The sequence below is a fragment of the Pedobacter gandavensis genome (genome assembly GCF_032678745.1).
Taxonomy (GTDB): Bacteria; Bacteroidota; Bacteroidia; order Sphingobacteriales; family Sphingobacteriaceae; genus Pedobacter; species Pedobacter gandavensis_C.
In genome coordinates this window covers 79,669-104,383 of the sequence record NZ_JAVTST010000010.1, presented here as the reverse complement: position 1 = coordinate 104,383, position 24,715 = coordinate 79,669, and the positions used below count along the sequence as shown (strand labels likewise).

The 24,715-nt window shown below is 40.5% G+C and carries 22 protein-coding genes; 17 read left to right on the top strand and 5 right to left on the bottom strand.

Going from position 1 to position 24,715, the window contains the following annotated elements:
• Positions 1 to 338: 338 nt before the first annotated feature.
• Together R2S10_RS22700 and R2S10_RS22695 are read left to right on the top strand one after the other, a co-directional pair.
• Positions 339 to 1,190, top strand: a complete 852-nt coding sequence (locus tag R2S10_RS22700) for a DUF6266 family protein (RefSeq protein WP_316842711.1) — start codon at positions 339 to 341, stop codon at positions 1,188 to 1,190.
• A gap of 90 nt (positions 1,191 to 1,280) precedes the next feature.
• On the top strand, positions 1,281 to 2,291 hold the full coding sequence (locus R2S10_RS22695; protein WP_316842710.1) for a hypothetical protein: 1,011 nt from the start codon (positions 1,281 to 1,283) through the stop codon (positions 2,289 to 2,291).
• A 64-nt stretch (positions 2,292 to 2,355) separates the two neighbouring features.
• Here R2S10_RS22695 and purD read toward each other — a convergent pair whose 3' ends face one another.
• A complete protein-coding gene (gene purD / locus R2S10_RS22690) occupies positions 2,356 to 3,627 on the bottom strand; it encodes a phosphoribosylamine--glycine ligase (RefSeq protein WP_316842709.1) in 1,272 nt (423 codons plus the stop codon).
• A 217-nt stretch (positions 3,628 to 3,844) separates the two neighbouring features.
• Here purD and R2S10_RS22685 point away from each other — a divergent pair, with 217 nt between their 5' ends.
• The 10 genes from R2S10_RS22685 to R2S10_RS22640 all read left to right on the top strand — a co-directional run bounded on the left by R2S10_RS22685 (position 3,845) and on the right by R2S10_RS22640 (position 15,379).
• Positions 3,845 to 4,327 (top strand): sigma-70 family RNA polymerase sigma factor, encoded by a 483-nt coding sequence (locus R2S10_RS22685; RefSeq protein WP_316842708.1) that lies wholly within the window; start codon positions 3,845 to 3,847, stop codon positions 4,325 to 4,327.
• Between the two features lie 4 nt (positions 4,328 to 4,331).
• A complete protein-coding gene (locus R2S10_RS22680) occupies positions 4,332 to 4,982 on the top strand; it encodes a hypothetical protein (RefSeq protein ID WP_316842707.1) in 651 nt (216 codons plus the stop codon).
• A 218-nt stretch (positions 4,983 to 5,200) separates the two neighbouring features.
• Positions 5,201 to 8,512, top strand: a complete 3,312-nt coding sequence (gene secA / locus R2S10_RS22675; RefSeq protein ID WP_316842706.1) for a preprotein translocase subunit SecA — start codon at positions 5,201 to 5,203, stop codon at positions 8,510 to 8,512.
• A gap of 70 nt (positions 8,513 to 8,582) precedes the next feature.
• Positions 8,583 to 9,041, top strand: a complete 459-nt coding sequence (locus R2S10_RS22670; RefSeq protein WP_316842705.1) for an SPOR domain-containing protein — start codon at positions 8,583 to 8,585, stop codon at positions 9,039 to 9,041.
• Positions 9,025 to 10,212: a M20 family metallopeptidase gene (locus tag R2S10_RS22665; RefSeq protein WP_316842704.1), complete on the top strand. Its 1,188-nt coding sequence runs from the start codon at positions 9,025 to 9,027 to the stop codon at positions 10,210 to 10,212. The genes R2S10_RS22670 and R2S10_RS22665 overlap by 17 nt, the downstream gene beginning before the upstream one ends.
• Positions 10,212 to 11,153 carry a hypothetical protein gene (locus R2S10_RS22660; protein WP_316842703.1) on the top strand — a complete coding sequence of 314 codons (942 nt, stop codon included), beginning with the start codon at positions 10,212 to 10,214 and terminating at the stop codon, positions 11,151 to 11,153. Before R2S10_RS22665 ends, R2S10_RS22660 begins: the two co-directional genes overlap by 1 nt.
• Positions 11,154 to 11,197: 44 nt before the next feature.
• Entirely contained in the window at positions 11,198 to 11,872 is a 675-nt protein-coding gene (locus R2S10_RS22655; RefSeq protein WP_316842702.1) for an SGNH/GDSL hydrolase family protein, read from the top strand.
• Positions 11,873 to 11,925: 53 nt separating this feature from the next.
• Positions 11,926 to 13,932 (top strand): DNA primase, encoded by a 2,007-nt coding sequence (dnaG, locus tag R2S10_RS22650; RefSeq protein ID WP_316842701.1) that lies wholly within the window; start codon positions 11,926 to 11,928, stop codon positions 13,930 to 13,932.
• Positions 13,933 to 14,295: a YraN family protein gene (locus R2S10_RS22645; protein WP_316842700.1), complete on the top strand. Its 363-nt coding sequence runs from the start codon at positions 13,933 to 13,935 to the stop codon at positions 14,293 to 14,295.
• Between the two features lie 7 nt (positions 14,296 to 14,302).
• A complete protein-coding gene (locus R2S10_RS22640) occupies positions 14,303 to 15,379 on the top strand; it encodes a glutaminyl-peptide cyclotransferase (RefSeq protein WP_316842699.1) in 1,077 nt (358 codons plus the stop codon).
• A gap of 68 nt (positions 15,380 to 15,447) precedes the next feature.
• On the opposite strand, the gene R2S10_RS22635 is transcribed toward R2S10_RS22640, so the two are convergent.
• Together R2S10_RS22635 and pgi are read right to left on the bottom strand one after the other, a co-directional pair.
• On the bottom strand, positions 15,448 to 15,987 hold the full coding sequence (locus R2S10_RS22635; protein WP_316842698.1) for a DUF4251 domain-containing protein: 540 nt from the start codon (positions 15,985 to 15,987) through the stop codon (positions 15,448 to 15,450).
• Positions 15,988 to 16,062: 75 nt separating this feature from the next.
• Positions 16,063 to 17,709: a glucose-6-phosphate isomerase gene (gene pgi / locus R2S10_RS22630; protein ID WP_316842803.1), complete on the bottom strand. Its 1,647-nt coding sequence runs from the start codon at positions 17,707 to 17,709 to the stop codon at positions 16,063 to 16,065.
• Positions 17,710 to 17,829: 120 nt separating this feature from the next.
• Between pgi and R2S10_RS22625 the strand changes: the two genes are divergently transcribed.
• From R2S10_RS22625 to R2S10_RS22610, 4 genes are all read left to right on the top strand, one after another.
• On the top strand, positions 17,830 to 19,134 hold the full coding sequence (locus R2S10_RS22625; RefSeq protein WP_316842697.1) for an amidohydrolase: 1,305 nt from the start codon (positions 17,830 to 17,832) through the stop codon (positions 19,132 to 19,134).
• An 83-nt stretch (positions 19,135 to 19,217) separates the two neighbouring features.
• Positions 19,218 to 19,718, top strand: coding sequence for a DUF937 domain-containing protein (locus R2S10_RS22620; protein ID WP_316842696.1), 501 nt, complete (start codon positions 19,218 to 19,220; stop codon positions 19,716 to 19,718).
• Between the two features lie 83 nt (positions 19,719 to 19,801).
• A protein-coding gene (prfB, locus tag R2S10_RS22615) for a peptide chain release factor 2 (protein ID WP_316842695.1) occupies positions 19,802 to 20,879 on the top strand; the annotation gives its coding sequence in 2 pieces (ribosomal slippage) (positions 19,802 to 19,861 and positions 19,863 to 20,879; 1,077 coding nt in all).
• Positions 20,880 to 20,881: 2 nt separating this feature from the next.
• A complete protein-coding gene (locus tag R2S10_RS22610; protein ID WP_316842694.1) occupies positions 20,882 to 21,799 on the top strand; it encodes an alpha/beta hydrolase in 918 nt (305 codons plus the stop codon).
• Position 21,800: 1 nt separating this feature from the next.
• On the opposite strand, the gene R2S10_RS22605 is transcribed toward R2S10_RS22610, so the two are convergent.
• Positions 21,801 to 22,670, bottom strand: coding sequence for a transglutaminase-like domain-containing protein (locus R2S10_RS22605; protein ID WP_316842692.1), 870 nt, complete (start codon positions 22,668 to 22,670; stop codon positions 21,801 to 21,803).
• A 44-nt stretch (positions 22,671 to 22,714) separates the two neighbouring features.
• Between R2S10_RS22605 and R2S10_RS22600 the strand changes: the two genes are divergently transcribed.
• Positions 22,715 to 23,497, top strand: a complete 783-nt coding sequence (locus R2S10_RS22600) for a class I SAM-dependent methyltransferase (RefSeq protein WP_316842691.1) — start codon at positions 22,715 to 22,717, stop codon at positions 23,495 to 23,497.
• 9 nt (positions 23,498 to 23,506) lie between these two features.
• Here the strand turns inward: R2S10_RS22600 and R2S10_RS22595 are convergent, their stop codons facing one another.
• Entirely contained in the window at positions 23,507 to 24,640 is a 1,134-nt protein-coding gene (locus R2S10_RS22595) for a BamA/TamA family outer membrane protein (protein WP_316842690.1), read from the bottom strand.
• Between the last annotated feature and the right edge of the window lie 75 nt (positions 24,641 to 24,715).

The window sequence follows — 24,715 nt, the reverse complement described above, 5'->3', positions numbered from 1 at the left end:
AAAAAAAAATGATAATGGAGCTGTAATTGTCCTTTTATTTAATGAGATTTTAAGGCGGTTTTGCAAGTCGGTTGCCGGGGCCTTAGCCGGCCAGTTTCCCTGCCAAAGCTTCCCTTTCGCCTCCTCCTGATTCTTTTACACTGCAACGCTATACCTTAATTATTATTCATAAATATTCCGGTTATTTATGAGTGGCTATACCCTATACCAACCCTTTCCCAACCTGGTTAATTTGTTGTTTTTCTGGGTTTTGATGTTCAGTTTGTTGGTGTTCGATTCTTGTTTAATGGTTTTATAATGTGCAACTTGGTTTGTATAAACCAATAAATATTAAAATTATGGCAATATCAAAAAATGGCCCTCATAGCTGGTCCAGTGGAAAACTCGGATACATCGTATCTTATATGTTAAGGGGACAATTTGTTCAACGAACCATTGGCAAACCGGGGAAACCGAGTTTGAAACAAAAGGCGAATCATCAGGCGATGGCAGTAACGACCCGTTTTTTAAACCATTTGAACGAGTTTATAAATAATGGTTTTGAGCTGGAGGCAGCAGGAACGATCAGAAACCAACATAATCTAGCCGTTTCTTATATTAAGAAAAATGCTTTGCAGGGCGAGTATCCTAACATTAGTATCGATTATGCGAAAGTGCAACTCAGTAAGGGAAGTTTAGCAATCCCTAAAGACCTTCGGATGGAAAAAGTAGGGGGAGGCTTACAAATCAGTTGGGACCCTCTGCGTTATGATGGGGAAGGTGCGCAGTACGACGATTGTCTGCAGTTAGCGGTATGTTTCTCGGAAAAGGGAAAGAAAAAAATAGAATTGAATTTCTCCAAAAGGGAATTGGGCACTGCTTTTCTAGCCTTAGCGCCAGAAGAACTCGAGCGCTCTATGGAGGTATATTTGTTTTTAAGAGCTGCAAACCATGATTCTGTTTCGGATACGGTGTATCTAGGCAACCTGAATGGCAGTTATGAAAACCCTAAAGTCACTGAAATAAGAGAAAAGGAACAGGCAGAAGATTTGAAGCTAAAGCTGCGGTTTGAACTGGTCAGCGTACAATATAAGGCGCAACTGAAGCTGAAACCCGAGAAAAGAATGGGCGCAAAGGCTTTTAGGAATCTTGAAAAGGAATACCTGGTTTTGCTGGATAGGCGGGGGCTAAAATCAACGAAACCCGGTTAATCTTCGCCGTATTTTTAATTGCCGGGTAGCGGAATTATATTAATTTTGGTCATCGTTTTATTTTAACGATTTGAACCCTAAAAATAACCTATGCGTATTCGCTTATTACTAACTTTTGCTGTGCTGTTTACGGCCATTGCAACTTCCTATGCCCAAAATTTGGAAGGTAATTTAAACTTTCATGGCTTCGCAGATAACAGAGAATATGCGAAATCTAACCGTACTTCGGAAACCATATTTGGGATGAGAATTGCTCCTGAAGTAGGTTTGCTTTTAGATAGTACCCATAGGATCAGGATTGGTTTTAATGCACTTCATGAATTTGGCTCTTCGAAATTCACGACGAACATCGCCCCAGTGGCTTATTATCAATATATGAAGAAGAATTGGAATTTCTATCTGGGCGCATTTTCCAGGGAAGGACTGATCTCTGATTTTCCCCGCGCGATCTTAAACGATACTTTAAACTATTACCGCCCTAATATTGAAGGGATGTTGCTGAAATATGAAAATGAAAACTGGAAACAAGTTGTCTTTATTGACTGGACCGGTAAGCAAACTGCAACTGATAGGGAGAAATTTGTTTTCGGTTTCTCCGGTACCTATAAAAAAGATATGTTTTTTGTTTCGCATCACGCGATGATGTTGCATAACGCCTTACCTGCGATTGCTACTCCTGATATCCATATCGAAGACAATGGTGCGGCAAGTGTTAAAGTGGGATTGGATTTATCGAAAAAGACCTTTCTTGACTCCTTAACATTGAGTGCCGGTGGCTTGGTTTCTTTGGAGCGTACGCGTACCGTTGGCAGCTGGAAAGCTCCAAAAGGGTTGTTATTGGAGCTTAATATGGAATACCATAAATTCGGAATCATCAATTCCTTTTATAAGGGAGAAGGGCATCACCTGATCATGGGAGATAAATTCTATACTGCAAAAACTTATAACAGAACGGATCTGACCTGGCGTCCGATTGTCTATAAAAATCTGGAAGCTAAACTGGTTTTATCATTCCACTTTGTAGACGGTGTAATCGATAGTCAGCAAGCTTTTTCATTAAGGTATAACCTCTTCGGCAGTAAATCTTTAAAAAGAAAATAAATTGCAATAAAAAAGGGCTTTGTTCAATCGAACAAAGCCCTTTTTTTATTTTTATGGTCTGAACTTAGATTAAGTCAAAACCAATGTCTTCCCTGAAATACTTACCATCAAAGTAAATGCGTGCTGCATCACCAGTAGCACATTGTAATGCCTCAAACTGGTTGTCTTGTAAGCTGGTTATGGCAATCACTCTGCCGCCGTTTGTTTTCACAATACCACCTTCTAATGCTGTTCCTGCGTGGAATACATGAGAATTGCGCACATTTTCAATACCAGTGATGGCTTTACCTTTTTCATAATCACCAGGATAGCCACCTGCAACGATCATTACGGTTGCTGCATTTTTAGGGCTGATGGTTAATTTATAGTTTTTTAATTTCTTTTGAGCAGTTGCCATGAACAGTTCTACCAGATCATTTTCGATACGTGGGATTACGCTTTCCGTTTCCGGATCGCCCATTCTGCAATTGTACTCTATAATTAATGGCTCATCACCAACTTTGAATAAACCAAAGAAGATAAAGCCGGTATAATCAATTTTGTCTTTCTTTAAGCCATTGATCGTAGGAATGATAATCTTCTGCTCTACTTTGCTTAGGAAAGCTGCATCTGCGAAAGGTACCGGAGATACGGAACCCATACCGCCAGTGTTCAAACCAGTGTCTGCTTGTCCGATTTTTTTATAGTCTTTTGCCTCCGGAAGGATCACATAGTTTTCACCATCTGTTAATACGAACACAGAAAGTTCAATACCAGTTAAGAATTCTTCTACAACTACTGTGCTACCTGCATTACCGAATTTACCACCTAACATTAGCTTTAATTCTGACTGGGCTTCTTCGATGCTTTCCAGAATTAATACGCCTTTTCCTGCTGCCAGTCCGTCTGCTTTTAATACAATTGGAAGTGTATGTGAAGCCAGGTAAGTTAATCCTTCTTCCAGACTGTCATTGCTGAAAGATCTTGATCCTGGTGTAGGGATGCCATGGCGTGCCATAAACTGCTTAGAGAAATCTTTACTTCCTTCCAGAATTGCACCTTCTTTTTTAGGGCCAATTACCGGGATGTGCGACAATTCAGCATCCTTAGCGAAGAAATCATGGATACCGTTTACCAGAGGCTCTTCCGGGCCTACTACCAATAGTTCGATGGCTTCTTTTAATGCGAAAGCTTTTACGGCTTCAAAATCATTAGGATTCAGGCTGATATTTTTCCCGTAAGCACCGGTACCACCGTTGCCTGGTGCAATAAACAGTTGAGAACATTGAGAAGATTGGCTCATTTTCCAGGCTAATGCACTTTCTCTGCCGCCAGAACCTAATAGTAAGATATTCATCTATGTATGATTTGTTGTTTGAATTGTTAGGTGGATCGGGTACCTGCCCGCTTCGTTCCGGCAAATATACCGCTTTAGCTAAATTATCACAGTTTAAGTTGAATATTAAATGAAAGGGACCAGATGTGCTGAGACGTATTCTGCTAAAAAAAGATTTATTTTAATTAAATGTAATTTTCTGCAGTTTCGCATCGACTTACTCTATAAACTAATATTGATGGAAAAGGCTTTTATCGAAATGATAAATAAACATTCTGGGATTGTCTATAAGGTTTGTAGTATGTATGGACTGGAAGAGGAAGATCAGAAAGATCTTTTTCAGGAAATCGTTTTGCAGCTCTGGAAGTCTTTTCCATCTTTCAGACAAGATTCACAATCAAGTACATGGATGTATCGGGTTGCTTTAAATACTGCGATTAGTAGTTTTCGTAAAGAAAGTAGAATCCCTGCGCGTACAGGTCTTTCCAGTGCTGAGTTAGAAATTCCTGACGCCTGTATTTTTTCGGATCAGGAATATCAACAGGGAGTATTAAAACAAGCACTAGGACAATTGACGAAAATAGAAAAAGCGGTGATCTTACTTTATTTTGAAGAAAAGAATTACCAGGAGATTGCAGAGATCACCGGAATGACGAAGACTAACGTGGGGGTGAAAATTAGCCGCATCAAATTGAAATTGGAAAAGATAATTAAATCATAAGGCGATGAATTTAGAAGAACTAAAAGGAGAATGGGTAGCGCATCATGATAAAATAAACCATACTTCCCCGCTTAAGCCAGAGCTGATCGCAGGAATCATCAGAAAGAAATCTGAAACGATCAGCTCAAAAATTAGGAAGTTTTATGTTCATGGGGCTTTGTTTTGCAGCTTTTATATAGTCGCTATCTCTCTCCTGGGATGGCTATCTGATGAAATGGAATTTTTGAATTGCCCATCCATATTACCGCTTAGCTTTTTGTTCCTTGCTATATTTGTATTTGGCCTGGGTTTATTATTGATGCGAAAGATTGATTCTGAACAAAATGTCCTGAATTACCTGGAGAGAGTCGCTAGCCATTATGTATTGGCGCTTCGGATGGTTATCGGACTTGCAGTGGTCGCATTAGGTATCCTTTTAATTGTACTTCCTTCTTTTAAATTATCTGAAAATATAGGTGAGCATGGCCTCTTGTGGGGTATATTGGATACTTACGAGCTTTTTATTGTAGGGTTCATCATACAATGGTTGGGACGATTTATTCCGCAAGCATATCTTTGGTCTAAGAAGGAAGACAGGTATAGTTTGAGGCAGCTAAAACTAGAATTAAAAGAACTCCGGGAACTTACTGATGAGTTGAGAGTTGGGTTGTTGTAATTATTTAACTCTAGGATAGGGGCTTACTGGTTTTGTGAAGGTACTTTACGATTTATCAAAGATTTTTAAATAAAATTGCGATGCTAAAGCAAAGTACAGGATATTTTGTAATTTTAGCGCCCGATGACTGCCATTCTGACTTATTGTTTGATATGGCTTGGTTGTTGTAAATTATACCTTTTTCAATTAGTAATAAACAATAAACACAAACATAAAAGATGTTAGGATTTTTAACCAAAGTATTTGGAAGCAAATCGGAAAGAGATATTAAGGCATTACAGCCTATAGTTATCAAAATCAACGAAGAGTATTCGAAGCTTTCTGTACTGAGCAATGATGAGTTGCGTAACAAAACGGTTTATTTTAAAGATGTTATTGCACAGGCTTTAGCAGATATTGATGGAAAGATCAGCGGCTTAAAAGCAGATGGTGAAAGTCAGGATTTGTCATTAGCGGAAAAAACAGCTTTATATGATCAGATCGATGAGCTGATTAAAGAACGTGATAAAGAATTAGAAGTAGTATTACTAGATATATTGCCACAGGCATTTGCCGTGGTGAAAGAAACTTCAAGACGTTTCTCAGAAAATGAGCGCTTAGAGGTGACTGCAAGTCAACACGACAGAGATTATGCAGTACGCAGAAACAATGTAGTGATTGAAGGCGATAAAGCTTTCTGGGCAAATACATGGGATGCTGCCGGTACACAAGTGAAATGGAACATGGTACATTACGATGTTCAGTTGATCGGTGGTATGGTATTGCACAGTGGTAAAATCTCTGAGATGGCTACGGGTGAGGGTAAGACTTTGGTAAGTACATTACCTGCTTATCTGAATGCACTTGCTGGTAAAGGAGTTCACATTGTAACCGTGAATGATTACCTGGCACGACGTGACTCGGAGTGGAATGGTCCTTTATTCGAATTCCATGGTATTAAAGTAGATTGTATTGATAAGCATGAGCCAAACTCTCAGGAGCGTCGTGATGCTTACCTTGCAGATATTACTTATGGTACCAATAATGAGTTTGGTTTTGATTACCTGCGTGACAATATGTCGCAAACTCCAGATCAGTTGGTGCAACGTAAATTGCATTTCGCGATGGTGGATGAGGTCGATTCAGTTTTAATAGATGATGCCCGTACTCCTTTGATCATTTCTGGTCCGGTTCCTTTTGGAGATCAACATGAATTCCATGAGCTGAAACCAAGGATCGAGAGATTAGTTGCTGCACAAAGAGAATATGTAACCAAAGCTTTAAATGAAGCTAAGAAATTAATTAATGATGGTAAAGCCGGAACCGAAGAAGGTGAAGGTGGTTTAGCACTTTTACGTGCGCACCGTGGTTTACCTAAAAATAAAGCATTGATCAAGTTTTTAAGTGAGGGTAGTGTAAAACAAACCTTATTGAAAACTGAAAATCATTACATGGCTGATCAGTCGAAGAACATGCCGAAAGTAGATTCGGAATTGTACTTCTATATTGATGAGAAAAACAACCAGGTAGAGCTTACGGAAAAAGGTATTGAGCTAATCACCAAATCCGGTGAAGATGCACACTTCTTCGTATTACCTGATGTTGGTACTGAAATCGCTGAGATTGAAAAATCTGATTTAAGTAATGAAGAGAAAATTGCACAGAAGGATGCCCTGATGCGCGATTACTCGATCAAAGCAGAAAGAATTCACTCGGTGAATCAATTATTGAAAGCTTATACTTTATTCGAGATGGATGTAGAATACATCATCGATGAAGGAAAGATCAAAATTGTTGATGAGCAAACCGGTCGTATTATGGATGGTCGTCGTTATTCAGACGGTTTACACCAGGCGATTGAAGCAAAAGAAAATGTGAAAGTAGAAGATGCTTCGCAAACTTATGCAACGGTTACACTTCAAAACTTCTTCCGTATGTACCATAAACTTTGTGGTATGACGGGTACAGCAACTACAGAAGCTGGTGAGTTCTGGTCGATCTATAAATTGGATGTAGTGGAAATTCCTACAAACAGAGTAATCTCCAGAGTTGACCACCAGGATTATGTATACCGTACCGTTCGTGAAAAATACAATGCCGTAGCAGAAGAGATCGTTAAATTAACGGAAGCTGGCCGACCAGTATTGGTAGGTACCACTTCAGTTGAGATTTCTGAGTTGTTGAGCAGAATGTTGAAACTTCGCGGAATTAAACACAATGTGTTGAACGCGAAAATGCACCAGAGAGAGGCAGATATCGTAGCTGAAGCAGGTCAGGCTGGACAGGTAACGATTGCAACCAACATGGCTGGTCGTGGTACGGATATTAAACTAGGTGCTGGTGTTAAAGAAGCAGGTGGTTTGGCAATCGTAGGTACAGAGCGTCATGAGTCTCGTCGTGTAGACAGACAGTTGCGTGGTCGTGCAGGTCGTCAGGGTGATCCAGGTTCATCTCAGTTCTTCGTTTCTCTTGAAGATAACTTAATGAGGTTATTTGGTTCTGAAAGAATTTCTAACATCATGGTGAAAATGGGTATCGAAGATGGTGAAGTGATTCAACATTCAATGATCACCAAATCTATTGAGCGTGCGCAGAAGAAAGTAGAAGAAAATAACTTTGGTATCCGTAAGCGTTTATTAGAGTACGATGATGTGATGAACTCACAACGTACGGTAATTTATGCGAAACGTAAAAATGCATTGTTCGGTGAGCGTTTAGACGTAGACATGAACAACATGACTTTTGATGTTGCTGAAGATATCGTTACTGAATATAAAGAAGAAGGAAATTACGAAGGTTTCAAACTGGAAGTGATCAAAAACTTCTCTGCAGATACTACAATTGATGAAGCAGAATTCAGTGCAAGAAATGTACACCACCTAACAGATAAATTGTTTGAAGAAGTGACGGCATTCTATGCTAGAAAATCTGAAGGCATCATCCAACAGGCTATGCCGGTATTGAACCAGGTATATGAAGAGCGTGGAGAACACATTGAGCAAATTATCGTTCCATTTACAGATGGTATTCGCAGCATCCAGGTGCCGGTTGGCTTGAAAAAAGCAATCGACAACAACGGTCGTGAGGTGACTAAATCATTCGAAAAAACAATTGTACTAGCCTTGATCGATGAATCTTGGAAAGAGCATTTGCGTGAAATGGATGAGTTGAAACAATCGGTTCAAAATGCGGTATACGAACAAAAAGATCCATTGATCATTTATAAAATGGAAGCCTTTAACTTGTTTAAAAACATGTTGAATGCCGTAAATAAAGAAGTAGTAAGTTTCTTATATAAAGGTGGTATTCCAATTGAAACTGATCCTAATGACGTTAGAGAAGCTCAGGCACCAAGACCTGCTCCGAGCAAATTGAAAATGTCTAAACCGGATTTTGAAATTTCAGTTGGTAATGAGCCGATGACTATGGAAGATACACGTGAAGCAGCACCTCAACAGCCCATCCGTAAAGAAGTAACGGTAGGCAGAAATGATATGTGCCCTTGTGGAAGCGGTAAGAAATTCAAAAACTGCCACGGCGCAGGATTGTAATTTGTAATACACATTTAGAATGCCGATTTTTGTAACAAAAAATTCGGCATTCTTTTTTTTAAGCCCTTTCATGAAGATATTATTTACCAGTATATTTTGTTGTTTTACCATCGTCCTTTTTGCACAACGTAAAGGAGAGGTGGTCGTGGTTAAAGATCCCATGATCGATAGCCTGATCGCCAAGCGCATCGCTTTATACACGAAATCTGCTGGTTCCACAGCTGGTACTCCGGTTAAACCAGGAGCAGCTATCGTTGGTCAGATGGGTTATCGTGTACAGATATTCTATGGCTCAGACAGGCGTCAGGTATTTTCGGAACAAGCCCGGTTTAAATCAGCTTACCAAAATCTGAATACCTATATTACCTATAAAGAACCTAATTATTATTTGCGCGTTGGCGATTTTAGAACCCGTCTGGAAGCCCAGCGTTTACTGAATGAACTAAGACCAATGTTTCCAACCCTATTTATTTTTAGGGAGAAAATTAATGCACCTAACCTAGATTATAGCAATGACAATGAAAGATAAGATCCAAACCCTTGCGCTTGATATTTTTGATCAGGTGAGAGGCTACCGTCAGCACATACATGCCAATCCTGAACTTTCCTTTAAGGAGTTTGAAACTTCAGCCTATATTAAAAGTCAGCTGGAAGAATGGGGAATCCCTTATACTGAGATGGCCAATACAGGGGTAGTTGGATTGATTACAGGTGGAATCCCTTCTGATAAGATCATCGCCTTGCGTGCGGATATGGATGCTTTGCCAATTATTGAGGCAAATGATAAACCTTATGTTTCAAAAAATCCTGGAGTAATGCATGCTTGCGGTCATGATGTACACAGCTCCTCTCTATTAGGAACTGCCTATATCCTGAATAGCCTAAAGGCAGAATTTGCAGGAACGATCAAATTGATTTTTCAGCCGGGTGAAGAAGTGCTGCCAGGTGGTGCAAGTATCATGATTAAAGAGGGTGTATTGGATAATCCAAAGCCTCAGGCGATCCTTGGACAACACGTGATGCCATTAATCGATGCAGGTAAGGTTGGTTTCCGTTCAGGCATTTATATGGCTTCAACGGACGAATTATATGTGACCGTGCATGGTAAAGGTGGTCATGGCGCTCAACCGCATCAGAATATTGATCCAGTACTGATTGCTGCGCATATTGTAGTGGCACTGCAACAGATTGTGAGCAGAAATGCAGACCCTCGTTTGCCTTCCGTACTTTCTTTTGGAAAGGTACAGGCAAATGGTGCAACCAACATCATCCCTAATGAAGTGAAAATGGAAGGTACTTTCAGAACACTAAATGAGGACTGGCGTAAGGAAGCGAAAAAACTAATGAAGAAAATGGCGGAAGGCATTGCAGAAAGTATGGGTGGTAGCTGTGATTTTAACATCATGGATGGCTATCCTTACCTGATCAATGAACCGGAACTGAGCGACAATGCCCGTGCTCATGCCGAAGATTATTTAGGAAAAGAGAATGTTCTGGAATTGGATATCTGGATGGCAGCGGAAGATTTTGCCTATTATTCGCAGGTAACCGATGCTTGTTTCTACAGGTTAGGTACCGGAAATAAGGACAAAGGAACTTGCTATTCTGTACATACGCCAAACTTCGATATTGATGAAGATGCTTTAAAATTGTCTACTGGTTTAATGGCCTACCTTGCGTTAAAGCAATTAGGTAATTGATGAAGAAAGGACTTTTATTAGCGGTTTGTACCTTGCTTTTTGCAAAAGGTTTTAGCCAGGAGATCCCTCGCTTTAACCCGGATACGATTAAAACCATCCAGCTGGATTCAGCAGTTAATATTGTATCGCAGAAGTTCGGCGTGGAGACATTTATCAATGCCATCATTACTGACAATAGCTTTTATCAGGCTTTCAGAAACATGAAGAAGTATGGCTTCCTCGCAGAAAACAGAATTTATACCTACGATAAAAAGAATAAAGTAAACGGTAGGATTTACCGTAAAATCAGGCATAACCCAAAAGGCCCCCTCAAGATGGAATACCTGGTAAAACAGGATACGGGAAAGGTGTACAAGAAAAACGGTAAATACCAATTGTATACCATAGAAATGTTTGATTACATTTTTATGAATGCTTATCAGTCGGAATTTGTCGCAGAAGCCCCAATGACTTCCGGTAAAGCAACCGAAAGTAATGAGAGTTATAAGGATAAACTGAAGACGTTGATTTTTGCTCCGGGAAGGCCGATTAAAGGTTTGCCATTTATCGGTAGTAAAACGCAAATCTTTACGGCCAATATGCGCCAATATTACGACTATAGCTATGCCAGCGGTACTTATCTGGATTCTATTCCGGTATACCGCTTTAAGGTAACTGTGAAGCCAGACCTGAGTAATGGTACTAAAGAGGGCTTGATGATTAAGGAGCTGACGACTATTTTTGATCAGCGTACTTTTGAAATTTTAGGTCGCTATGTGGACATGAAATATAGTAAGATGCTGTTTGATTTTAATGTGCAGATGAACATTGAAATGAGTTATTTTGGAGGAGAGAAACTGCCCACAAAAATTACCTATCAGGGGAATTGGGATTATCCTTTCAAAAAGGAAGAAAGAGCAAGCTTTCTGATTGTCCATAAGGACTATCAGGTTACAAAATAGATTTCCGAATTTTAAAATATATTTGATAGACAAACTCTTCTGCTATGAAAAAAATCAGGTTCGTTGTTGCTTCTCTTTCCTTACTAGTGCCAATGGCGCTACTTGTTTTATTTACTGCTATGATTGTTAAGCCTAAAAAGATTATTTTTTTCGGTGATTCCATCACCCAGATGGGAGTAGAGCCGGGTGGATATGTGGATCTGATTCGCAAATCCCTGGATCCCTTGAAATATGAAGTAATTGGCTCAGGAATTGGTGGCAATAAGGTGTATGATCTTTATTTACGGATGGAGGAGGATGTACTGGCAAAAAAACCAGATCTGGTGGTGATCTATGTAGGCGTAAATGATGTATGGCATAAACAGTCGATGCATACCGGCACGGATTACGATAAATTTATTGCCTTTTATCAGGCATTGATCAATAAGATTCAGGCTGCTGGTGCAAAGGTGGTTTTATGTACACCAGCAGTGATCGGGGAGAAGAAAAATGGCGCGAATGAAATGGATGCAGATTTAGATAAATATGCTGGAGCGATCAGAGAATTGGCAGTTAAAAATACATTGCCATTGTGCGACCTGAGGAATTTGTTTAAAACCTACGGGGAAAAGAATAATACAGCAGATGCAGCTAAAGGAGTATTAACGACTGATGGTGTACATTTGAACAATAAAGGGAATCAAGCCCTGGCAGAAGTATTGATCCCGCTGTTGAAATAAACAAAGGGATAAAATAAGGTGATTAGAGCAAGCGATAAATAAAATATTAAAAAATGATTAACCAGGATACCATCAGCAAAATCATGGAAACCGTCCGCATTGAGGAAGTGGTTGGTGATTTTGTGTCTTTAAAAAAACGTGGTACCAGTTTGATAGGGAATTGCCCTTTTCACAATGAGAAAACACCCTCTTTCCACGTTTCTGTGGCAAAGGGGATTTACAAGTGTTTCGGTTGTGGTAAAGGTGGTGATTCGGTCCATTTTATCATGGACCATGAGAAGTATTCTTATCCGGAAGCGTTAAAGTTTCTGGCACAGAAATACCATATTGAGGTGGAGGAGACGGTACAGTCTCCACAAAATATTGAAGCCCAGAATGCGCGGGAAAGCTTATACATCGTTTCAGAATTTGCGGCAAATTTCTTTGCCAATGAACTGTGGACAGGGGACCAGGGCCGAGCCATAGGTCTGAGCTATTTTAAAGAGCGCGGGTTCCGGGAAGATATTGTCAAGAAGTTTCAACTCGGCTATTCCCCGGATGTTTGGGATGCCTTGATTCAACATGCCGTTGCGGCAGGACATAAAGAGGAATACCTGGAGAAAACGGGCTTGTCGATCAGAAATGATAAAGGCAAGTTGTATGATCGTTTCCGAGGTAGGGTGATGTTCCCAATACATAATTTTACGGGCAGGATTATTGGTTTTGGTGGTAGAACACTTAAAACGGATAAAAACGTCCCTAAATATGTCAATTCACCGGAAAGTGAGATCTACCATAAGTCGAATGTGCTTTATGGTTTGTTCCAGGCAAAAAAAGCGATCAGGGATGCCGATAACTGTTACCTCGTAGAAGGTTATGCTGATGTGCTCGCTGCACATCAGGCAGGAATAGAAAATGTGGTGGCCTCTTCCGGGACTTCATTAACTACGGAACAGATTCGTCTAATTGGTCGTTTCACAGAAAATGTGACCATTCTTTATGATGGCGATGCTGCGGGGATTAAAGCTTCACTACGTGGATTAGACATGATCCTGGAGGAAGGATTGAACGTAAAAGTCGTTTCTTTCCCTGATGGTCATGATCCCGATTCTTACATGCACCATGTAGGCTCTGGAGCATTTAAAAAATATATTGAAGAGAACCGTAAAGATTTTATTCTTTACAAGGCAAATATCCTGCTGAAAGAAGCAGGAACAGATCCGATTAAAAGGGCAGGGATCATCAGGGACATTGTAGAGAGTATTGCAAAGATTCCGGATGACATCAAGGCTTCGATTTTTATCAAAGAATGTAGTAGTTTGCTGCAGGTAGAAGAGCGAATTTTGCTTTCTGAACTGAATAAGATCAGGATGGCGAAGTTTAGAAAATCTGGTTCCGGTAATTCGGGTACTGGAAATTCTGGGCTAGGTTCTTCCGGTTTTCAACAGCAAAATCAAAACCAGTATCAGCCTTATCCAGATGGTCCGCCAGACAATCTGTTTGAAATTCCTGGCGCCGGAGGAGAAGCTGCGGAAGCGGCAGCAGCCGAAGAAAGTGACTTGCTGCAGGAGCAGGAGGTGGTACGTCTCTTATTGGCGTATGGCCATGAACTGGTGAGCTGGGATAAGATCGATAACATGTACATCGGATCTTTTATCATGCAGAATCTCGCAGATGTGAGTTTCACTGATCCGACCTGTAAAAGTATCATTGATACCTATAATGAAGAAATAGAGAATGGTCACCTGCCGGTAGCCAGTCAGTTTATCAATAATGAGGATCGGAAAATTGTGGAACTGGCGATTACGCTATCTACGTCTCCATATTCCCTAAGTGAAAACTGGTATAATAAGCACAATATTTATGTTAGAGATGAAAGTGTCAATCTGAAAGCAACTGTTCTCGGTGGAATTTTCCACCTGAAAAAAGGAAAAGTTGCAAGGATGTTGGCGGATATCTCTAAAGAGATTAAAACAGAAAATGATCCGGTAAATCTGGAGATTCTGATGCAGCGTTTTATGTTTATGAAAACCGTAGAAAGAGAGATTTCAAAGTTCCTGGGAACGGTGATTTTAAAATAGATGGCGGCACATAATGAACTTGGCCAACGTGGGGAGGAGATCGCCAGAGACTATCTGGAAAATGCAGGATACCGCATTTTAAATGTGAATTGGAGATACGCCAGGGCAGAAGTTGACGTTATAGCTGATCAGGGAGGAACCTTGGTTTTTGTGGAAGTGAAAACCCGGACCAGCACTGATTTCGGGGATCCCGAAGATTTTGTAGACCGCAAAAAAGAAAGGCAATTGGAATTTGCTTCTGCAGCCTATATTGAATTGAAACAACATCAGGGGGAAATCCGTTTTGATATTATTGCCATTACTTTTGAGCATAAAAACCTTTTTAAAATTAATCACATTGAAGATGCATTCTGGCCAAGTTAAAAAAATCATGAGTTTATCTAAATTAGCCCTGTCGGCCTGCTTATTATTGAGCGTTTCGCTGGTTATTTCTTGTAAAAATAATACATCAGTTGGTTCTGGTGTAAGTTTTAAATCGCCGGAACAAGGGCAAAGTTTTCCGCTGGGAACGGAGGTTAAAGTGGCTTTAGAACTTCCTTCAGGTAGTAACATTACTTCCGCTGTGTATTCCCTGGATGGAAAGCCAGTGGCTACAAATAATAACGGAGAAGCAGTTTCTATTCCAACAAATGGTTTGAGTTTGGGCTATAAGCTAATTACAGCCGTTATAGAGGAAGATGGAAAGAAAGATACGTTAACGATCAACTTTGAGTTGAAGTCGGCTGTAGTGCCTGTACAATACGGCTACAAAGTGGTTAAAACTTTCCCTCATGATACAGCTGCGTATACACAGGGCTTAGAGTTTCATAATGGCCGTTTTCTGGAAAGTACCGGTCAGGAGCAACATTCCTCAGTGAGATGGGTAGATGTGCCTACAGGTAAAGTATTACAGCAAACGAAACTGGATGACCAGTATTTTGGAGAAGGATCAAGTTTGGTAGGTGATAAAATCGTGATGCTGACCTGGCAAAATAGGTTGGGATTGGTATTTGATGCAAAGTCTTTGACGCAGCAGTCTACTTTTCCTTACCAATCGAGTATGGAAGGCTGGGGCTTATGTTTTGACGGACAAAGGCTATACAAATCTGATGGTACCAATAAGATCTGGTTCCTGAATAAAGACAATTATAAAGAAGAAGGGTCTATTGAAGTTTACAACAATAATGGTCCGGTACCTCAGCTGAATGAGTTGGAATACATTGACGGTAAGATTTATGCCAATGTTTATACGAAAAATGTAGTGGTAGTAATTGACCCGGCAACGGGTGTGATCGAGAAGGAGATTGATTTCTCTGGATTACTGCCAGCAGGATATTATACAGATGAGATAGATCAGGCAAACAATGTATTGAATGGTATTGCCTGGGATAAAGCAGGTAAACGCTTATTCGTAACGGGCAAGAAATGGCCACATATGTTCCAGGTTAATCTGCTGGCTAAGCCATAATCTGCTAAGATTATTAATGAAAAAAGCCCGCCATATCCTGGATATGACGGGCTTTTCGCTGCTTCTTATTATTTTTCTGTTGTTTCAGTTTTTTTAGGTTCAGCAATGACACCGTTAAAGGTAATTGGTTGTCTGTTCATGCTGTTCACATTCAAGGTGGCATAACCACTTGTAGATACACTTAAAGATAACGAGCGTACATCTTTGGTGTCTTTAGGAGTGATTTCAATGATCCATCCTCCTTTTTTCTTGGCAGTGGTTTTATAGTCGAATTTTTTAGACTTAAATTTTATACCTGAATCATCCGGATTCATCGGAGCTGTATATGCTCTTCCATAATAAGGAAGGTAAGCTTCTACGCTATCCTTATCAATAATCAGTTGATATTGAGATCCGGAAAGTTGGATCATACCACCACTTACACCACCTGGGAATCTGCTCATTACTTTGTTTAAATCAGCATTAGCCATAGGGGTCGCAGAGGTAGCTTCAAACACAAGATGTTTGTCAGCGACTAATTTGGCTGTGGTTGCTTTGTCGGTTTGTGCCATTACCTGCACAGTAGAGAAAACAATAAGAAGTGCTAACAATTTTTTAAATGTTCTCATGATCATATCCTTTTTTATTTGGTTAGAACAAAATAGCGCTTAAAAGGTTTAATTCCAAGCGCTATTTTTTTGTAATTATCTCCAGTTTTTATACTGGTTGATCAAGCCGTTTGTAGAAGCGTCATGAGAATTAACTTCTTGATTTCCTTCTAATTCCGGAAGGATGCTTTTGGCCAATTGCTTGCCGAGCTCTACACCCCATTGGTCGAAACTGAAGATGTTCCAGATGATGCCCTGAACGAAGATTTTATGCTCATAAATTGCAATCAGACTGCCTAAGCTAAATGGCGTTACTTTCTTTAATAGAATAGAGTTGGTAGGTCTGTTTCCTTCGAAAACTTTGAATGGTGCCAGTTTTTCGATTTCTTCGCTGCTTTTACCTTCTTTTTCCAGTTCTGCAACTACCTGTTCCTTTGTTTTACCATTCATCAGCGCTTCTGTTTGCGCGAAGAAGTTAGACAATAAGATCGGGTGATGATCGCCGAGTGGGTTTAAGCTTTGCGCAGGAGCGATGAAATCGCAAGGGATTAAACGGGTACCCTGGTGGATCAACTGATAGAAAGCATGTTGTCCATTGGTTCCTGGTTCTCCCCAGATGATTGGTCCGGTTTCATAAGTTACTTCGTTACCATTGCGGTCTACATGTTTACCGTTGCTTTCCATATCTCCCTGTTGGAAGTACGCAGCAAAGCGGTGCATGTATTGATCGTACGGTAAAATGGCTTGAGTTTCTGCATCAAAGAAATTGATGTACCAGATGCCAATTAAAGCCAGGATCACAGGTACATTGTTTTCAAATTCTGCATTTTCAAAATGGGTATCAGCGGCATGTGCCCCAGCAAGTAGCTGTTTGAAATTGTCGAAACCGATGCTTAAAGCGATAGGAAGACCGATCGCACTCCATAAAGAATATCTTCCACCTACCCAGTCCCAGAATTCGAACATGTTGTTGGTGTCAATACCAAATGCAGATACATCTTTCGCATTGGTAGAAAGTGCCGCAAAATGCTTGGCTACATCGCCTTGCGCAGCACCGCTATTTAAGAACCAGTCCTTTGCACTGTTGGCATTGGTCATGGTTTCCTGTGTTGTAAAAGTTTTAGAAGCAATCAGGAATAGGGTGGTTTCCGGATCTACATTTTTTAAGGTTTCTGCAATGTGCGTTCCGTCAATATTTGATACGAAATGCATATTCAAATGGTTTTTGTAAGCTTTTAAGCCTTCAGTAACCATTACAGGACCTAAGTCTGAACCACCAATACCGATGTTCACTACATCTGTGATGGCTTTCCCAGTATAGCCTTTCCATGATCCGGAGATGATGGCCTGACTAAATTTATCCATTTTCTCCAGCACTTTGTTTACTTCTTCCATGACATTTTTGCCATCTACAAGAATCGGGTCATTACCTTGGTTACGTAAAGCGATGTGGAGTACCTGGCGACCTTCGGTCTGGTTGATTTTATCACCCTTAAACATGGCTTTAATAGCCTCGTCTAGTTTGCACTCTCTGGCCAGTTGCATTAACAACGCCATTGTAGTATCATCAATTCTGTTTTTTGAATAGTCGACAAGAATGTCTTCAAATAAGAGCGAAAATTTTTCAAAACGGGAAGCATCTTCCGTAAAAAGATCCTTTAAGCTTTTTTCATTGATACCGATGAAATGATCAGTCAGGTATTTATAAGCTGCAGTTTCTGTAAAGTTTATCGTTGGTAGCATCATATTGGGGTTTTTGTAAATGTAGGGGTTTATTTTATTTGCTGAAATGACCTTTTTAATATTTCTATCCGAAATGAATATCCACTCATTATCTTATATTTAACGTAAAAAAATAGGTTTATGAAAAGATTTTACTTTGTACTGTTGGTTTTGTGTAGCGCTACTGCGGTTGCCCAAAAGCAAAATTTGAGACCTGAGGTTTCAAAAAAAGCCTTGAGCATCGCACAGAAAGTGGTGGATTGGCGTCGGGATCTGCATGAGCATCCGGAAATGGGTAACCAGGAAACGAGAACAGCTGCATTGGTGGCAAAACATTTAAAATCTTTGGGGATCGAGGTACAGACAGGTATAGCAAAAACGGGTGTAGTTGGGATTCTTAAAGGCGGAAAACCAGGACCTGTAGTTGCACTAAGAGCAGATATGGATGGTTTGCCAGTAACAGAACGAGTGGATTTGCCTTTTGCTTCTAAGGTGAAAACGATATATAATGGCCAGGAGGTTGGGGTGATGCATGCTTGTGGTCATGATAGCCATGTTGCCATTTTAATGGGAGTAGCAGAAGTGCTGGCTTCCATGAAGAAGGATATTCCAGGAACGGTAAAATTTATTTTTCAACCTGCAGAAGAAGGAGCGCCCCATGGAGAAGAAGGTGGTGCTGAATTGATGGTAAAAGAAGGGGTATTGGAAAACCCGAAAGTGGATGTCATTTTTGGTTTGCACATCAATTCACAAACGCCGGTTGGGGAGATTACTTATCGCCCGGGCGGAATTATGGCTGCAGTGAATGATTTGAAGATTACGGTGAGCGGTAAACAGGCACATGGTGCTTATCCTTGGAGCAGTGTTGATCCCATTGTGATTTCTGCACAAATTGTGAATAACCTGCAGACAATTGTGAGTAGGAACCTTAATGTGACGGAAAATCCAGGTGTAGTTACGATTGGTGCCATTAACGGGGGGATTCGATCTAACATCATTCCGGAAAAGGTGGAAATGTTGGGGACGATCAGAAATTTCAGTAAAGAAGATGAAGCGATGTTTATTGAAAGGGTAAAGACGATTGCCACAAAAACAGCGGAAGCTGGAGGAGGTACTGCTGAGGTAAAGATTCCATATAGTAACCATTATCCTGTGACTTTTAATGATGTGGCATTAACAGAAAAGATGTTGCCTAGTTTACAGGCTACGGCTGGTGCTGCCCATGTAAAATTGAAACCTCCGGTAACTGGAGCAGAAGACTTTTCTTTCTTTCAGGAAAAGATCCCGGGCTTGTTTCTTTTCCTGGGAGGAATGCCTAAAGGACAGGACCCGTTAAAAGCACCGTCACACCATACTCCTGATTTCTTTATCGATGAAAGTGGTTTTGGTTTGGGGGTGGAAGCGCTTAGTAACCTGGCACTTGATTACATGAGTTTGAAAAAATAAGGATGGTTTTTTGATTTACTGATGGTTTTAATTGATTATATTTAAGATACTAATATTAGTACATCACCTAGAAAAACAATTTTATGTTAGAAAATTTGAATGAACTGGTTAAACAAAGCGCTCAGGATGCCATTGTGAATAATAGTGAGATTCCTAATGAGCAAAATGAAGCAGCGATTCAAGCGGCTTCCGGTTCTATTTTTGACTCCTTGAAACAACAATTGTCGTCCGGAAATATTGGTAACCTGGTGGATGCCTTTAAAGGTGGAGATGTGGCGAATTCTGCGGTGGTGCAGGATGCTTCAACTGGCTTTATTGATAAGCTGGCCGGTATGGGCATCAACCTGGATTCGGCAAAAGCTATTGCCGCTTCTATCATCCCCGGAGTAATGGGACAGTTGGTGAATAAGACAAATGATCCGAACGACAGCTCTTTTAATCTTCAGGATATGTTAACGAAGATTTCAGGACCTGATGGTAAGTTCCAATTGTCGGACTTGACAAACTTGTTTGGCGGTGGTGCTGAAGATGGAAAAGAAGGTGGAAATGGTATCGTTGATAAGCTAAAAGGCCTTTTTAATTAAGAAAAGGAAAAGGTTTAAAGAGGTTCTGTGCTTGTTTTTTAAAACAGGGACAGAACCTCTTTGTATTTTATATATTTGTGATTATGACAAAAGAACAAATACAGGATTTAAGGGACAGAGTAGCGTCGCTGAGGAGGCATCTTTGACGTCGAAACACGACTTGAAGAAATTTATATAGAGCAGGAGCTTACACTGCAGACCGACTTTTGGGATGACCCTAAAAAGGCAGAAAAACATTTGGCAGGAATTAATTCCAAGAAAGTGTGGACCGATGCCTGGCAAGAGGTGAATAAAGAGCTGGAAGATACAGAAGTGATGTTTGAGTTTCTACAGTCTGGTGATGCCAGTGCAGAAGAAATGCAGGAACAGTACAACCGCTGTTTGAACATGGTGGAAGAACTGGAACTGAAAAACATGCTGAGTAGTAAGGAAGATCAGCTTCATGCAGTGATGCAGATTACAGCAGGTGCCGGTGGTACCGAAAGTTGTGATTGGGCAGCGATGCTGATGCGGATGTACATCATGTGGGGAGAGAAGAACGGCTATAAGGTAACAGAACAGGATTCGCAGGAAGGGGAGGTAACGGGTATAAAATCGGTTACGCTTCAGTTTGCAGGAGACTTTTCTTATGGTTATCTGAAAGGAGAAAATGGGGTTCACCGTTTGGTGCGCATTTCGCCCTTTGATTCCAATGCCCGCAGACATACTTCCTTTGCTTCCGTATATGTTTATCCTTTAGTGGATGATACGATTGAAATTGAAGTGAAGGATTCAGAAATTGAATTCGAGACTTTCCGCTCCGGTGGTGCTGGTGGACAAAATGTGAACAAGGTGGAAACGGCTGTAAGGTTGTATCACAAGCCTTCGGGTATTGTGATTAAAAACCAGGAGTCGCGTTCTCAGTTGCAAAATAAAGAGAATGCAATGCGTTTGTTAAAATCGCAATTGTATGAAGCGGAGATGCGCAAGCGCATGGAAGCAACAGCTTTAATTGAAGGCTCGAAGAAGAAGATCGAATGGGGTTCGCAAATCAGGAATTATGTACTTCATCCTTATAAATTGGTGAAAGATTTACGTACCAATTATGAGACTTCTAATGCGCAGGCGGTACTGGACGGAGATTTGAATGAGTTTTTGAAAGCTTACTTAATGGAATTTTAAATATGAGATACCTTATTGGACTAATGATGACCGGTCTTTTTGTTGCAAGTAGCGCAATGGCGCAGGAAAGTATATTCATTTACCCAGGAGCAATTCCGGGTTCGAAACCTACACCTGCGGATTTTAAAGAGATTTCTGAAACGGGGAAAGATGGGATAGTTAGAGTCAGTAAGGTATCTGTACCTACACTTAAAGTGTTTTTACCTTTGAAAGAAAAGGCAACAGGTGCAGCGGTGATCATTTGTCCGGGGGGTGGCTATGGAATTTTGGCAATTAGCCATGAGGGTGATGATGTGGCCAGGAGGTTCAATGAAATCGGCGTTGCTGCGTTTGTACTGAAATACCGTTTGCCTGATGATGCGATTATGCTGGATAAGTCTTTCGGGCCTTTACAGGATGCCGAACAGGCAATTTATCTGCTAAGGAAGGATGCAGCGAAATATCATATTGATCCTGCAAAAATAGGGATCATGGGTTTTTCTGCAGGTGGCCATCTTGCGGCTACGCTGACGGTACATTATAAGGATGTTAAGATAGAGAATAAGGAAGGACTGAGTCTTCGTCCTGATTTTTCCATGTTGATTTATCCGGTAGTTTCATTTTTGGAGTCACCACATACAGGTTCTGCAAAAAATCTGGCCGGGCCAAATGCAACAGCCGCGCAAAAGGATTACTTTTCCAATGAACGTCATGTGGATGCAGAAACACCGCCTACATTTTTAGTACATGCCAATGATGATAAATCTGTTCCTGTAGAAAATAGTTTGTCTTTTAACCGCGCAATGGTAAAAGCAGGGATCAAGGCAGAGTTACACGTTTACCAAGGTGGTGGACATGGTTTTGGTTTAAACAACAAGACAACAGCCGATCAATGGTTTGACAGGTTGGTTAATTGGATGAAAGCCAATAAAATTATATAAACTAGAGGTTGCTACTGCTCAGGATTTCCTGCAGCTCTTTTAATTCCTTCACCTTTTCTGTTGAGCCTAGATTCTCATAAGAGGAGATCAGGTTTCTGATGATTCTTCTGATGATTTCTACATTACTGCATGGGGCATAAAAGCCGGGCATAGGATCAAGTCCCAGTTGACGTAAGAACTGGTCTACATCATGTTTGCCAAAGATGGCCCCTTTATTAAAAGCATTGATGTAAAAGAGTACGCCAAACTCATGATCTTCTCTTTTACTCTCATCAATATACCCCAGGATAAAATGTTGTGGCAGATTGACGCCATATACCGGGATATCTAGTTTCTGGGCAATTGTTGAATAAATGATGGCTAAAGATATCTGATTTCCCTTTTTACTATCCAATACCTGATTGATGTAAGAGTTTTGAGGGTCGTGGTGATTTTTCGTATTTCCACTGAAACCATACACATTATAGAATACGTGATTGATGAGTTTGATTTTTTCAATAGAACTCATTTCATATTGTAATCCGATCCAGATTTCTCTTTTGATCTCTTCCATCTGGAGCTTGATCTTTTCTTCGTTGAGATCGGGGTATTGATATCTATTTACGACCAATGCCCCCTGAAGTAAATCGAAAGCACCGCTTTGGTACCAAAGATTCAAGTCTTCTTTAACACTGTTGAACTGGATTTTATGAACTACATTCTCGATTCGTTCCTGTAGTAAAGCGTCTAATGATTGTTCCCATGCATTTTCAAGAAAATGAACCACTTCTTCTCCATACTCCAGCAGGCGTTTTTCAATATGCTCGAAGATCTCCGGATCGGGATCGTCCAACAATTTGACTAAAGCACTTATTTCTTTACTATTTTCCATTAAACATGCAACTTAGAATCATGTGATTGCTTATTTTTGTAGCTATGGTTTTCAATTTTATCAGCGACTATCTACAGCACCGATTGACTTCAAAAAGCAGACATGGTACTCATTCTCCTTTCGTTTATAAGCTCACAGATGAGGTAATTTACGATTTTAACGCTAAAAGTGATTACAAAAGCATTGAAGCACAAAGAAAAAAACTTTTAAATGACGATTCTTTAATTACAGTGACGGACCTGGGTGCAGGTTCTCATTTGAATAAGAACCGTACTAAAAAGGTGCGACAGATCGCAAAGAATGCATTGAAAAGCCCAAGGTTGGCGCAGTTGATTTATCGCCTTGCGAAAGAAAACAAGCCAAGCCATATTTTAGAATTAGGTACTTGTCTGGGCTTAACCACTTCTTATCTTTCGAAGGCTTGTCCGGAAGCAGACATTGTGACCATTGAAGGTTGTCCGGAGACTGCAAAAGCAGCATATAAGAATTTTCAGGATCTGGAATTGGAAAATGTAGAGTTAAGGGTAGGGAATTTTGACAACTTACTTCCTGAGTTTATCTCGCAATCAGATCGGTTGGATTTCGTTTATGTAGATGGCAACCATAGAAAAGATGCGACCCTCAATTACTTTAACTGGTGTTTACCGAAAGTACATGAAGGTTCGCTATTGATCTTTGATGATATTTATTGGAGTGAAGGGATGAAAGAAGCATGGGAAGAGATAAAGAGCCATCCTGATGTGACTGTGACCATAGATTTGTTTTGGATCGGATTGGTTTACTTTAAAAAAGGACAGGCAAAAGAGCATTTTAAGATTAAGTTTTAAAATCAGGTTTTAAAATGCTTCTGCCAGGGTGAAATAGAAACCACTCTGGCGTTTTTCATTGATGCGCTTTTCTCCAACTGCATAATCCATACGGACGCTGAGTCCTTTCTCAGGATCGAAGAAATATCTTCCGCCAACTCCATAAGAGGGTTTGAAGTTTTTAGCGGCAAAATTACCATTAGCAAATACTTGTCCGGTTCCGGCGAATACTACTGCGCCGAAGCGGTTATTGTAGCGGTAGCGCAGTTCGGCCTGGCCGGCTAATAAATTCTGATCACGGTAGCGGCCGGTGTAATATCCCCTCATCATTTCATCATTCCCCATTTGTGGCAATAAGTAAAAAGGAATCTTTTTTCCCTGTACGGTATGGAATAAGGCATTTACCCCCAGGACAAATTTAGGGCTGAGCGACCAGAAGTTTCTGACGTTTGCTTTGATGACACTTCCTGTGAAGCTTTCTCCTGACCATAAGTCTGGTGCGTATTGATAGGCGATTCGGCCGAGGAATCCTTTAGTAGGGTAGTTGTTGGAATTTCTGGTATCGTAGCTTTGGGAGACACCTATATATGCAACATTGCCACCTGATCTGTGGATCAGGTTTGGATCTGTGGCGAAAAGCCCACCTGTGACTTCATCTTTGAAATTATAGTTTTCGAAACCAAGAGAGAGTCCGGTATAGGCATGGGGTAATAATCTTTTTTCAGCCTCCAGCATGATTCTGGATTGTCGCTGTACCAGTCGGTCTGAATTTGCAAACAAAGTTTCATTACCAATCCCGAAAAAATCAAAAGGCATTCTTTTAAATCTGAATTCAGAAATGAAATGATATTCGTTGCCCTTGGTCCATATATCGCTCTTTAAAGAAAAGTTGTACTGCCCTTTGGTCGATACGGAAGCAACTCCGGAAAAGTTTGAGCTGCGGTTGGTGCTGTCTTTTCTATCAAGATAAGTGGAGTATAGTGCGCCAAGACCGAATTCTGCTCCGATTTCCTGTGAGTACCGAAAAATGGGCACTGGCATAAAACTCGCTCTGCGTGAGCTATCTGTTTTTTCTGACAAGTATCGTTTGATAAACTTCTTTTGTGCGGATGCGTTTGCGACGGTAATGATCAGGATAGTGATGCAAAGCGAAATTCTCTTCATTGGCCTAAAATAGGAAAGATTTATATAAATTTTGTTACTGGCGATCCCATAGCAAGATTAGCGCCAGTAATTGCT